The 12,723-nt window shown below is 61.7% G+C and carries 11 protein-coding genes and 3 pseudogenes; 3 read left to right on the top strand and 11 right to left on the bottom strand.

From position 1 onward, the window contains the following. Both AC2VOU_RS03430 and AC2VOU_RS03425 read left to right on the top strand, forming a co-directional pair. Nucleotides 1-198: pseudogene (locus tag AC2VOU_RS03430) on the top strand (TetR family transcriptional regulator); the annotation flags it as partial. A 353-nt stretch (nt 199-551) separates the two neighbouring features. Further along, a pseudogene (locus tag AC2VOU_RS03425) lies at nt 552-791 on the top strand (MMPL family transporter); the annotation flags it as partial. A 48-nt stretch (nt 792-839) separates the two neighbouring features. Here AC2VOU_RS03425 and AC2VOU_RS03420 read toward each other — a convergent pair. Next, entirely contained in the window at nt 840-1,136 is a 297-nt protein-coding gene (locus AC2VOU_RS03420) for a putative quinol monooxygenase (RefSeq protein ID WP_486956090.1), read from the bottom strand. Nucleotides 1,137-1,236: 100 nt separating this feature from the next. On the opposite strand from AC2VOU_RS03420, the gene AC2VOU_RS03415 reads away from it, so the two are divergent. Next, entirely contained in the window at nt 1,237-2,190 is a 954-nt protein-coding gene (locus tag AC2VOU_RS03415) for a GlxA family transcriptional regulator (RefSeq protein WP_486956089.1), read from the top strand. Nucleotides 2,191-2,318: 128 nt separating this feature from the next. Here AC2VOU_RS03415 and AC2VOU_RS03410 read toward each other — a convergent pair whose 3' ends face one another. The 10 genes and pseudogenes from AC2VOU_RS03410 to AC2VOU_RS03365 form a co-directional block, all read right to left on the bottom strand. Further along, nucleotides 2,319-3,197, bottom strand: a complete 879-nt coding sequence (locus tag AC2VOU_RS03410; RefSeq protein ID WP_486956088.1) for a dihydrodipicolinate synthase family protein — start codon at nt 3,195-3,197, stop codon at nt 2,319-2,321. A gap of 36 nt (nt 3,198-3,233) precedes the next feature. After that, nucleotides 3,234-4,028 (bottom strand): aldolase, encoded by a 795-nt coding sequence (locus AC2VOU_RS03405; protein WP_486956087.1) that lies wholly within the window; start codon nt 4,026-4,028, stop codon nt 3,234-3,236. A 379-nt stretch (nt 4,029-4,407) separates the two neighbouring features. Next, nucleotides 4,408-5,415: an Rv2578c family radical SAM protein gene (locus AC2VOU_RS03400; protein ID WP_486956086.1), complete on the bottom strand. Its 1,008-nt coding sequence runs from the start codon at nt 5,413-5,415 to the stop codon at nt 4,408-4,410. 549 nt (nt 5,416-5,964) lie between these two features. Continuing rightward, a pseudogene (locus AC2VOU_RS03395) lies at nt 5,965-6,633 on the bottom strand (Crp/Fnr family transcriptional regulator); the annotation flags it as partial. A 316-nt stretch (nt 6,634-6,949) separates the two neighbouring features. Next, nucleotides 6,950-7,504 carry an OsmC family protein gene (locus tag AC2VOU_RS03390; RefSeq protein WP_486956085.1) on the bottom strand — a complete coding sequence of 185 codons (555 nt, stop codon included), beginning with the start codon at nt 7,502-7,504 and terminating at the stop codon, nt 6,950-6,952. A gap of 235 nt (nt 7,505-7,739) precedes the next feature. Beyond that, a complete protein-coding gene (gene adhP / locus AC2VOU_RS03385; RefSeq protein ID WP_486956084.1) occupies nt 7,740-8,810 on the bottom strand; it encodes an alcohol dehydrogenase AdhP in 1,071 nt (356 codons plus the stop codon). Between the two features lie 91 nt (nt 8,811-8,901). Beyond that, nucleotides 8,902-9,468 (bottom strand): methane monooxygenase, encoded by a 567-nt coding sequence (locus AC2VOU_RS03380; protein WP_486956083.1) that lies wholly within the window; start codon nt 9,466-9,468, stop codon nt 8,902-8,904. After that, on the bottom strand, nt 9,461-10,522 hold the full coding sequence (locus tag AC2VOU_RS03375) for a 2Fe-2S iron-sulfur cluster-binding protein (RefSeq protein WP_486956082.1): 1,062 nt from the start codon (nt 10,520-10,522) through the stop codon (nt 9,461-9,463). The genes AC2VOU_RS03380 and AC2VOU_RS03375 overlap by 8 nt, the downstream gene beginning before the upstream one ends. 280 nt (nt 10,523-10,802) lie before the next feature. Then, nucleotides 10,803-11,330: an MmoB/DmpM family protein gene (locus AC2VOU_RS03370; protein ID WP_486956081.1), complete on the bottom strand. Its 528-nt coding sequence runs from the start codon at nt 11,328-11,330 to the stop codon at nt 10,803-10,805. A gap of 67 nt (nt 11,331-11,397) precedes the next feature. After that, a complete protein-coding gene (locus AC2VOU_RS03365) occupies nt 11,398-12,606 on the bottom strand; it encodes a ferritin family protein (protein WP_486956080.1) in 1,209 nt (402 codons plus the stop codon). Nucleotides 12,607-12,723 lie beyond the last annotated feature (117 nt).

The following is a 12,723-nucleotide window of genomic DNA, read 5'->3' as shown; positions in this document are numbered from 1 at the left end:
CCGGCCATCGAACTCGTCGCTACACGGATGGGCGTCGACGCGGGAACCGACATCCGCCCTTCGCTGCTAGTCCACACGGGGTTGGCCACCGCGCAATTCATCCTGCAGCGCTGGCTGAACGCGGACGCCAAAACGAGCCCATCACTTCACATTCAACTCGAACAAGCCCTAAGAATCGCACTAGCCGGATTCGACTAATCGCGGACCCATGACCGGGCTCAACAGCTGCGTGCCGCTGCTATGTCCGAAGCCCGGGGGACAAAGACCGGGGTAGTCGGCCATTACCCGCAACTCCACCCGATATTTGCAATGTCAGCCTGAATCGCCCCAATTCTGTCGGAGCCTCTAGGATCTGCGGGGCATTCACCCGGCGATCATCGTTTGTTGAAAGTGCCGGTCACACAAAGCGAAAACCAGAGAGTGCACCGCGACGGCCTTTCCAGATCCTGTAGCGCCGGTGAGCACACCGGTGTGGCCGCCGGTCATCTGGATGAGCCGACGTGGCACGTCCTGGGCGCGCTGGTCGACAAGGGAATGGCCGAGTCAAAGAGCTCTTGGCTGTGGCATCCGACTACAACCTGCTGCTGATATCCCGGTTCAAAGAGGAATCAGGCACAGGCCTGGAGACCGGAACGATCCGCGCCATGGCCGGGTCGGGCGCGGTCGTGGTGTCTGCCGCCCTGGTGTGCGCCGCACGGGTCGGTAGGTTGGTACAAGCCGGCGTCGCAATCCGCTCCCGGCAAGCGCTTTCAGCGCTGCGGCGGCGCTGGCCTGAGAGTCGTCGACGTTGAACGGGTGCGTGGCATGCCGTCCGCAGCGGCTTATGCTCGCGTGCGCCGCTATTTGATTGCGACGACGTCCACTGGCCGGATGTCAGGCGCCTTCGCCAACAGGTCGTCCGCTACCTTGCCGAGTTCCACCGGGATTTGACCGTTGAGGTGCGCTTGCCGGCCTTCCTCGTCGGCGAACGTGTCGAAGATCCCAAACGTGGTGTCGCTCAGTTTGAACGCATACCAGGTGATCGTTTGCTCCTCCTGAGCCGCAATCGCGCGGCCGGACACCAGAAATGCGTGGAGTTCGTCGCCCTTATCGGGCTTGGCCTCCAACAGCGCAAGGATTCCACGGGTCACGGTCACGTTTACTTTTGTCCTTTCTCTCGACGGTCCTCGGCCAATATATGTGGCGCGCTCGTTCGCGTGGAGTGGCGAATCCGACGCGTTTGATACCATTCCCGACATGCGGGTCGCGGTGGTGGCACTCGACGGTGTGTTCGACTCGGGACTCAGCGTGGTGCTCGATGTGCTCGCGACGGCGAACTCGATGCGCGAGAACCTAGCGGCGGCTCCGTCAGCTTTCGAGGTGACCGTCGTCGGACTGACCGCCGAGGCCCGAACCGGACAGGGATTGCTGGTTGAGACCGTCCCGTTGGCGGCGTTGACGGCGCACCCCGAGCTTGTCGTTATTCCAGCGCTGTCCGTGAAATCTCCCGACCACCTTGCCACCGCGGTCATCAAGCATCCGCTGCTCGGCTGGGTGCGCGAGACGCACACGGCCGGGGTCCACGTCGCGGCGGCGTGCACGAGCACCTTCTTGCTGGCCGAGTCCGGAATCCTCGACGGGTGCACCGCCACTACGAGCTGGTGGCTGGGGCCGGCGTTTCGGCAGCGATATCCGGCGGTCCGCCTCGACATCCAACGTACCGTTGTGGCCGACCGAACGATTACTACCGCCGGTGCCGCATTCGCCCACATCGACCTGGCCGTTTCGATCGTGCATCGGCGCAGCCCCGCTCTGTCCGATTTCGTCGGTCGCTATTTGATGGCGGGGGAGCGCCAATCGCAGTTCACGTGCGCGATGCCCGCGCTGCTCGCCGAAGCAGACCCGACGATCGCCGCTTTCGAGCGATGGATCCGAGACCACTTAGGCGAACCCGTCAGAGTTGGCGCCGTGGCCCGAAGCCTCGGCGTCAGTGAGCGAACTTTGCAGCGCGCGACGATGCGGGTGCTCGGTATGTCGCCGCTTAAATTCGTTCAGCAGATCCGGCTGGACCAGGCAACTTTGTTACTGCAGAATTCCAACCGGACGGCGAGTTCGGTCGCAGCGGCCGTCGGCTACCAGAACGTCGGTTCGTTGCGCCGCTTGGTGCGGCGCGCTTCTCACTCCTCGCTGGGCGCAATCCGAAGTCGTTGATATTTGGCATCGCTTGGCGGGGTCCTCGCCGTTGCCCTTCGGGGGCGTGAAGTCGGGTTGGAGGACAATTGCGGTGCCGCCCGGAAGAAGGGCAGTGCCGAACACTCGCACCAGTTGTTCGGCACGCTTTAGGCTAGAGCGAGCAAGCCTCGTAGCTCGGCGCGTGCTTGCTCGTCGAGCGGCAGCAGTGGCGCACGAGGATCGCCGACCGGGAAACCAAGCAGGTCGAGTCCGGCCTTCACGGTGGTGGCCAGGCCGCCGGCGACGATGAACTCCAGTAGGGGTCTGAGATCGTCATAAAGGATTTGAGCCTTATCCAGGTCGCGCGCGCGCACCGCCTCGTACAGGTCGATGCATGGCTGGGGCCGCAAATTCGGTGCGGCAGTGCACCATCCCGACGCGCCGGTCCGCAGCGCGTCGAGCACCAGCGGATTACTACCGTTATAGAAGGGCAGTCGGCCGTTGCCGAGTTCGGCGATGCGCTGCATCCGGGACAAGTCGCCGGTGGATTCCTTCACCATGGCGACGTTGTCGATGGTCTCGAACATGTGGACCAATAGTTCGGGGCGCATGTCCACGCCGCTGGTGGCCGGATTGTTGTAGGCCATGATGGGGATTTCGATGGCGTCGCCGATTCTCTGGTAGTGCTGAAAGATCTCACGCTCGGTGAGCTTCCAGTAGGAGACCGGCAGGATCATGACGGCTTGGGCGCCCGCCTGCTGCGCGTACTTGGCGCGCCGGATCGTCTTGGCAGTAGTCACATCTGAGACGCCCACGACCACAGGCACCCGCCCGGCGACGGTGCCGATGCTGGTATCGACCACGTCGTCGAACTCAGGCTCATCGAGGTAGGCCAATTCGCCGGTGCTGCCGAGCGGGGCAATCGCGTGGACCCCAGAGGAAACGAGCCGATCGATCAGCGCGGTCAGCCGTTTGGTGTCGACGCCCTCGCCAGCGAACGGTGTCACCGGGTAGGCGATGATGCCGTGGATCTTGGGTTCGTGCACCAAGGGCTCCTCCGATCGGTTGGCGGCTAACGGGTTTTAGGTCGTCAGGACGTCGGGGTGGCGGGCGAGCGCGCGCCGGGCGTAATAGGCGAAATTGGCTTTGCTGCGCTCGGGTCTTAGCGTCCAATCGTGGGCCTCTCGGGCCAGCTGCTCGGGCAGTTCCTTAACGGTGCCGGAGGCCATGGCGGCCAGTTGGAGTTTCGCCGCGCGCTCAATCAGGATCCCCAATGAGCACGCCTCCTCGATGCTGGAACCGGTCACCACCTGACCGTGATGCGCCAGCAGGACCGCTTTCTTGTCGCCGAGCGCGGCGGTGATGATCTCCCCCTCCTCGTTACCGACAGGCACACCCGGCCACTTCGCGAGGAATGCGCAGTCATCGTAGAGCGGCGTGGTGTCCATGTGGGAAACGATCAGCGGAACCTCCAGCATCGACAGCGCGGCCACGTGGAAGGCGTGAGTGTGCACAATGCACTGAACATCGGGTCGGCCGCGGTAGATCCAGCTGTGAAAACGATTGGCGGGGTTGGCCATTCCTTTCCCGTCGAGCACGTTGAGATCCTCGTCGACCAGCAGCAGGTTGTCTTCGGTGATCTCGTCGAACCCGAGACCGAGCCGTTGGGTGTAGTAGGTCCCGGCCTTTTCGGCGCGGGCGGTGATCTGCCCGGCCAGCCCGGAATCATGCCCAGCGTCGAACAACGCGCGGCAAGTCAGCGCCAGCTTCTGCCGGGTAGTCAACGGCGAGTCGGCGGCTCGGTCGGTCTCGGCGGCGAGACGTTCCTGAGCGCGACGCATCAATTCGGACTTCGAATCGGTGAACGTGGTTACCATTAGCGGCTCCCCCTTATGCGAACATGCAACACGGGCGTGTGGCGCTCCCGTTTCATCATAGGAAATATGGAAGACCTTGTGTCATCAGGCGAGGAACGGAGGTTGCCCTAGCCACAGCAGGGCAACGCGCCGTCCGTTGTCTATAGGCCTCGACTTGGAGCAACTCGCTTGACAGGTCAACGTCGGTCTGCACCTCGTGGCCATCTCGGGCCGCGCAGGTGCTCGACGAACTGATGACAGCGCCGGCTCGCCTAGTAGTCAATAGCTCAGCAAATCGAAGGACGCGCATTGTCTGTCGACCAAAATCACCGCCTCAACGTACGACCATCCGTGATCGCGTACGACAACTCGTGTGCCTTCGAGCTCGGCTAGGCCGGCGCTAGAACAGGGTCGGTTGGTTTCGGGCGGCCTGGTTGGCGGCGACGGGCGTTGGCAGCTGTGGCCCAGAGGCCAGGCGGTATTTCGCGATAAGGGGCCGCGCCCGCTGGAGCAGTGCGTCCTGGTAATGCTGCGGCAGGTACGCTCCGCCGGCGTAGAGCTCGCGATACCGTCTGACAAGTTGCGGGTGCGTTCTCGCCAGCCACGACAAGAACCAGCCGCGAGTCGATCCGCGCAGATGCAGGCCGTGGACCGTTACGGCGGTTGCCCCGGCGGCCGCGATTTGGCGCAGCAAAGCGTCGAGGTGCTCGGCGGAGTCAGTCAGGTGCGGCAAGATCGGCGCGACCATCACGTCGCAGTCCAGGCCGGCATCGCGGACCGCGGTGATCAGCTCCAGGCGCGCCTGCGGGCTCGGCGTACCGGGCTCGACACTGTTTTGCAGCGCCGGGTCAAGAATCGCGAGCGATATTCCCACGCGCACGGACACCCGCTCTGCGGCCTGGGCAATCAGCGGTACGTCGCGTCGCAGGAGCGTGCCCTTGGTCAAGATCGACAACGGCGTTCCTGAGTCCGCGAGCGCCGAGATGATGCCCGGCATCAACGCATAGCGTCCCTCGGCCCGCTGGTAAGGATCGGTGTTGGTGCCCAGCGCGACCTGCTCGTGGCGCCACGATTTCCGGCGCAGCTCCCGGCGCAACACGTCGACGACGTTGGTTTTCACTACGATCTGGGTGTCGAAGTCGCCGCCGCCGTCAAGATCGAGGTATTCGTGGGTGGGTCGCGCGAAACAGTAGCGGCAGGCGTGCGAGCAGCCTCGGTACGCGTTGACGGTGTATCGGAAAGGAAGCAGCGAGCCGTCGGGCACCTTATTGAGGGCGGACTTGCACAGCACCTCGTGGAAAGCAATTCCGTCGAATTGTGGTGCACGGATCGTGCGGACGAACCCGGTCCGCTCCAGGCCCGGCAGCGCTCCGTCATCGGCGTCGACGCTCTGTTGGTCCCAGCGCATAAAATATGCCAGCCCATGTTCGGCCGCCTGTCAACCGCGAGGTCGACCCCGCCGATGTGGGTTGATGACTACCGGGGTTTGACGGGCGAGTGGTGTGTCGGATTAAGTTGACTTTTTGAGGCGATGCGTCCGTGGGCGACTTTGTGATTTGTGGGCGATTGAGGGGTGTATCTGACTGTGCCTCGGGGTGTTGCTAGACGCGGTTTCGTTCGTGGGGAACGGTGTTATCTGTGGGTCGTGATCTGATGTTGCTGTGCTATCCGGATCGGTTGGCGTGGCGGGCTGATGACCGCAATGGGAGGGGCCCAGCATCGCAGCTCCCGTGGTTCATGCCGATCGTTCGGTAAGACGTCCGCGACTCATTCGCACTGCGTTTCGGCGCGGGTTCGTCGGCGCGGTACGCGATGGCCTGCGCTGGTTTGGGGTGGGGTCGGGCAATTCTCTTGCAGGGGAATTGTGGTTGGCCATAACTGGTTTTCGGGGCATAGGCGCGCCGGGGCAGTCAGTCGTGGGAAGGGTGCCGAGTTGTGCAGGTGAAGGGTTGACGCCAGCTCGGCGGGCCAGTGCGGCACTGTCGAAGATCAGCACGCTTTTTCGTCCCGTGAGGATCCAGCCGCGCTGGGTGAAATCGGCAAGCACCTTGTTGACCGTTTCGCGAGACGAGCCAACGAGCTGGGAGACGTCATTCTGCGTAAGTCCATGTTCGACCCGCACCACATCGCCGTCTTGTTCGCCGAATAGCCGGGCCAATGACAGAAGCTGTTGTGCAACACGGCCGGCCACGTCGTGCCAAATCATTTCCACTAGCTTGTGCTCGGTGTCTTGCAGTCGTCGGGCCAGCAGCTGCAGCAATCGTTCCGCGATATGCGGCTGTTCTACCATCCACGCCCGCACGGTGGCGCGGTCCAACCACACCGCCTCGACGTCGGTGATCGCCCTCGCAGTGCAGGTTCGGGGGGCTGGATCGAGAACGGCCAGCTCCCCGAAGATATCTGTGGGCCCGAAAGTAGCCAACAAGTTCTCACGGCCCGCGGCCCCAGGGATACTGACCACGACTATGCCGAATTTGATTGCGAAAACCCGCTCCCCAGGATCGCCTTGAGCAAAAATCACCTGGCCCGCCCGAAATCTACATGGCCACAGCTGCGTAATCAGTGCAGGGACCGTGCCGGGCTCTGCGATTTGATCCCAAACACACCCAGCCTTCTTCGATGCCATTTCCGCAGCCTCCCGAATTAGTGCAATCCTCGCCTGTACATGCCCGCGTTAAGGAGATAATCGTGTAGGGCAGGCCGTTGAGTCCTGCAGGCAGTTGATTGATCTTCCGCAGTCGCCGGCTTGACCCAGCAGGAAGCCCTATCATTATTCAATGACGACCAAAACTGAAACGAAACCGAATTAACTGCCGCACCCCAGCGTCGGAGTTGGTCCAAGCCTAACCTCCCACGGCTCTGGAATGGAACAGGGAAGATAAATCTATATGTCACTTTGATTTCGTTGGGCAAAGGTCAAGACTAGCTTCTACGGTCTAAAGCTAGGATCCGACTATCTCGACCTTGGGGATCATGTGAATCGCTTTGGCGAAGTTGGCGAAGTTTGGCGATGTCCGTGCGACGGCGTCGTGGATTTCTTGGATTTGCTCGGGCGTCGCGTCGGCGTCGATGCGGACGGTGTAGTGGATTTCGTCGTATCCGGGGTTGACGGCTTCATCCAATCCCAGAAATCCGCGGAGGTCCAATTCGCCGCTGGTTTCGATTTCCAGCGATCGAATCGCGATTCCCTTGGTCGCGGCCACGGCGGCGTATCCGACCGTCATGCAAGCGTTGAGGCCCGCCATAACTAACTCTTGTGGGTTCGGCGCGCTACTGCCGCCGAGGAGTTCGATCGGTTCATCGGCTTCTATGGTGAAATTGCGCGGATGACGCTTGCCGCCCAATGAATACGACTCAACGGTTGTGCTTGACCGGGTCTGCCCCGTCCATTGAGTTTTCACACTGAATTGGACATTCCCGTTCGTCACATCCTGGCTGACAGTCTCGGCGAACTGCTCGAGAGCGTCGACATCGATCCCATTACACGACCTACTCATAAAAGTCCTCCTGGATAGAAGCGCGATTCGACAGGCTACCCTGACGAATGATGTTGCGATGCGGCCAAAGGGCTTCCCACGGACATCACCGGCTACAGCAATCGCAATAGCAAGCGCGCCCGCCGAACTGGTCGCTGTACCCGGTCGTCATTTTCTCTTCCGACCTGCTCGGTCGATTAGGCAACTCGTTTCCCGCTGTGGGGTATCCGCCCGCGCTGGGCGACTCCCGTGGCGGTTAATCGTTGCGATAGTCGATGACCATGCGGCCCTCGATTTCTCCGCGTTCCATCCGTTCGAAGACGTCGTTGATGTCTTCCAGTTTTGTCGCTGTGACCACCGGCTTGATGAGGCCGCGGGCGTAGTAGTCGAGGGCTTCGGCCATGTCTTGGCGCGTGCCGACGATTGATCCGCGGATGGTGAATCTATTGAGCACGATGTCGAAGATCGGTGCCGGAAATTCGCCTGGCGGTAGGCCGTTGAACACGATGGTGCCGCCCCGCCGCGTCAACCCGATGGCTTGGCCGAACGCCTGTGGGTGCACCGCGGTGACCAGCACCCCGTGCATCCCGCCGGTGATCTTGTGGGCTTCGGCAGCTACGTCGGTGGTGCGCGCGTTTAAGGCGATCTCGGCGCCCATTCGGGTCGCCAGCTCCAGCTTGGCATCGTCGATGTCGACGGCCAGCACGCGCAAACCCATTGCGCGGGCATATTGCACGGCGATGTGCCCCAGTCCGCCGACACCCGAGATGGCCACCCACTGGCCGGGTCGCGCCTCGGTTTCTTTCAGGCCCTTATAGACGGTTACGCCAGCACACAGGATGGGGGCGACCTCTAAAGGATCGGCGCCGTCGGGGATGCGAGCCGCGAAGTCCGCGTTCACCAGCATGTAGGTCCCGAAGCTTCCGTTGACGGTATATCCGGCGTTTCGTTGCTTCTCGCACAGGGTTTCCCAGCCGGTGCGGCAGTATTCGCAGCGTCCGCAGGCGGTCCATAGCCACGCGTTGCCGACCATGTCGCCGACCTTCAGGTCGTCGACGCCTTCACCGAGTGCGACGACGGTGCCGCATCCTTCGTGGCCGGGCACGAACGGCGGTTGCGGCTTAACGGGCCAGTCGCCGTGTGCGGCGTGTAGATCTGTGTGGCACACGCCGGACGTCTCCAGCTTGACCAGCGCCTCGCGATAGCCTGGTGTGGGTAGCTCGAGTTCGGAAATCTGCAGCGGCGCCCCGAATTCGGTGACGACGGCTGCGCGCATGGTGTTGCCGGGTGTTTGGGCGGTTTCGGGTGTTTGGAGGGTCTCGGTCATTTGTTCGTTCCAATCGTGAAGGGATTACGGGTGAGCAGCTCTGGTGAATGGCCAGAAGACTGCGACGGCGGTCGCGCAGTGGGCGACGGCCTCAATCCGTTGACGGCGCAGCGTGCACAACGACCCCGCGTTCGGCGCGCAGCTCTTCGAGTGATTGGCCGTACCAGTCGGTTGTCCGCGAGGTCATGAGTTTTTCGGACAGGTCGCGCTCGGTGGGCAAGAACATATTGGTCGGCATGATCGGCGGCTTGTATTTGGACCTGAATTCGTCATTGATGCGTTCGAGCTGCTGGTAATCGTCGCCAGCGGCCGCGGCGCGTTCGGCGACGTCGGCGCACACTTGTTTTGCGCATTCACCCGTCAGCGTGCGAGTACGGAAGTCTTCGTCGGACATCGACTGCAGCCGCAACACGGCCACCCGTTCCTCCAGCCGCGCTTCGATCCAAAGGGTGTCCTGATCTTCGCGGCCCCAGTGATCAGAGCGCCACTTCATTAGGGTCGCCACCGCTTCCTCGAGCGTGGCGAGCGCATCGGCGCGTGCAGCCCATTCTGACCGCAGGGCGCTGTTGCCGTAGGGCGAGGGCTCTAGCCGAAATTCGGCGCCGACCGTTTCTTGTTCCCGTGAGCGCCGCCGTCCCGATCGTGGTTGGTCAGCCATTGGTTTCCTCCATTCTGCTGGGCACGAAGTCCTCGTGGTGGCACAAATCGCGCGCCACCCCCGCCGCTTCGAGCATTTGAGTTGTTGCGTCGATCATCTTCGGTGGACCGCAGTAGTAATATTCGAACGAAGAGCGGTCGTTCACCGAAAGATACTTTTGGGCAATCTCGGTTGCGGTACCGATTTCGCCGGTCCACGATTCGTCAGGGTTGACGACACCAGACACCACCTGAAGGTTAGGCATCTGCTCGGTCAACACTTTGAGTTCTTCTGCGCCGAATACGTCTCCGACGTTGGTGTTACCGAAGACCAACACCGCCGGGTGGGCGGGTCGGTCCGCAGCAAGCTGGCGCAGCATGGCCAGCACCGGCGCCAACCCGGTGCCGCCGGCGATGAAAACGGGCGTGCGATCGTTGTCGCGCAGAACAAACTTGCCCCGCGGCCCGATCACTCCGACGTGTTCCCCGATCGGGTGTTTGAAGAGGTTGGAGGAGAACTCGCCATCCGGATATATCCGGATGAAAAACTCCGCCAGGCCGTCGTCGTTGCTCACGTTGGCCATCGAGTAGTCGCGGCTGACGCCGTTTGCCAGCTTCAGCCGGGCGAATTGGCCGGGCGTGTAGCTAAACGGGTGCTGGCCTTTCAGGCTGCGACTCACCGTGGGGGGCAGGACACGGATCGTGACCCGGGCGACGGTGTCGGAGACCATGGCAACCTCGTCGAGCATCCCCTGGTGTTCGACCTCTTCGAACTGGTGGGCCATTGAGAACGGGTAGTCGAACTCGATCTCCAGGTCCGAGGACGGACGAAGCCGGCATGCCAGCACGTAACCTTCGTCTGCTTCTCGCGGCGACAACGCATACACCGAGTGCGTGAGCATCTCCGCGTCCCCGTCGGCCAGAAAACATTTACACGTCGAGCAAACGCCTTCACGGCATTCGCTCATCAGGATGAGACCCTGGCGTAGCGCCGCCGAGATCAGATCTTCATCGGGCTCGCAGCCGATGACAGCCTCGTGATCGTCTTCAAAGAAGAGCTTCAGCTGGTACGTCATCGCACGTCCACCAGCTCGCCGTGATAAATCACGTGATAAATCATCAGTGTCCCTGTAGGTAGGCCAAAATCTTTAGACCGGCTTCGCGTGCCGACCTCTCGGTCAACGACACGCCATTCTGCACCGCGTTACATCCTCGGTAGATGAACCACTCCCAGCATGGGAATGACTCATCCACGATCACCGTGTACTCCTCATCCTCATATATGATTCGCTCGATGCCGTCCATAATTGCTCCGACCGCTTCGGTGGGTAGCTCTGGGGCTCTTTAATGCCTGGCTCACCTCTCGGCGCCGGCACCCCGCATGTGGTTGAGATCGGGAGAATCTTCGTCTTCATCGCGGTGAAACCGAGGAAGCTCTTCTTCCAACCCCATCAATTTCGTCGTCATGACGAATTTATTGCCGTCGTTGTATGCACGTCCGATGGTGGTGGTGACGTTTACCATGAAATCGAAGACGTCGTAACGGTGTCCGATCAATGGCTCTATGATGTCGAGATCGATTTCGAAGCCCTCGTCGTTTTCCAGGCGATAGAAGGTTCCCGCGTCCTCGATGATGAACGAATCGTCGTCGGCGTACTCTTCTTTCAGTTCATCGACGACGATTTCGATTTCCGTGCTTTTCATCAGACACAAAACCACGCGGCGCGATTCGACGACAGGAGCTTCAGCTCCCGCGCCGTACATTCGGTCTTGCAATGCCTGTGGGTTGAACTCCTTCGCGACGCGCTGGGCCGTAGTGATGGTCTGTAACCCGCGCTTCTGCTCGCCAACCGGGGCCGTCGTCGGTGGATTATCTAACGTCATGGTGTACTCCGTAGGAATGGTCGCTTGTATTTCATTTCAGGATTCGACTGCGGGGCTCGGTTGAGGATCAATGCCTCGCGGCCGCAAGTGAACTGGTGACTGTCTTCACCAACTGGTCGACGTCGGCCTCGAACCCAAAGAGCGACGCGTAGCGACTCGCCCAGTCCTCGATGACAATCGTCGCCGCCTCGTTGACCGCCTCTATCGAAACGTGAGACCGTAAGGTGCTTGTGCGGAAGAACATCGGCGCAAATTCGGCCATCGCCGCCACAGACTTGGGCATCCACTCCCGTGCCCATAACCGCATCAAAGCTCGATTGTGGTCGGCGAACTTTGGATCCTGGCCCAGCGCGTGACGGAAGAGTTCGAAGGCCCATTTGGCGTCGATTTCGGCAGCCGTGATTGTCGGCCACATGATCGCCGGTGTGAGCTGATCGCCGTGCATGGGAGCCAACCGGTGGAAGAATTGCTGCCGGGCGAACCGGCTGAACAAAGGTTCGTGCACCATGAAGATCGCGAACAGAATCTCGATGTGGTCGTAGACGTCGCCCCATAGTTGCTCGACGACGCCGCGAGCCGTCCGGTACGCCGGGTCTGAAAGCCAGAAGTCTCTGGCCGGCGCGACATCGGCGGAGAAACCGTCGACGTTCTTGGACAGGAACACCTTTTCGGCTTGGATCATTTCGGCGTTGTCGAGATGGTCGATCGCCCCGGTGATCACCGCCTGCCGCAGCACATCGGTGAACACGTCTCGGGCCGGCGCCCCCACCAGAGCTCCGAAAAGGCCGTACTCGTGGTGCGCGAACGCGCCGAGAGCGGGGGCGATGATGTCGAAGGTCCATTCCCGATCCAGGTCACGGTACATGCGCTGGTCGGCGAAGGCCGCGAACATGCGTTCGGCTTCGGCGTTCTCCTCGGCCTTCTGCGCCACGTAGGTGGGTTGCCCGCGACCGGAAGGGTCCCGGAACACGAACCAGTCCGACGACTTGGCCTCGGTCGTGTAGTTTTCCCACGGCGCGCGGCCGCCGGAGAACTTGTTGCAGAAACCGCCGGTGCCGAGAGCGCCGGGAATCCAGTCGGGCGCCGACTGTGCATAGAGCAACAGCGACTCGTATTCGGAAATGCGACGTCGATAGGGCTTGGCGTACCACTGCGAGGTTCGCCGCGTTTCCAGCGGCTCGCGCTCGATGTCGTAGGCGGGATTCAGAAACGCGCGGCGCCCGCTCATCTCGCCTGGTACGACCTGGCTTGCGCCAGCCTGTTCGGTGGTGGTCATCGATCCTCACTTTTGTTTTGGCGCGGGTGAACGTGGTGCCTGAGCACAATTGGTAATTTTGGTGGGGGTTCCTGCCGGGTGTGCGCGTTTGGGTCGCGCCGTCTGGACCGCCCTGTC

This window comes from Mycobacterium sp. TH-M25 (genome assembly GCF_057473665.1).
The sequence above is the reverse complement of the archived record's forward strand: the minus strand, read 5'-3'. Positions and strand labels throughout refer to the sequence as shown.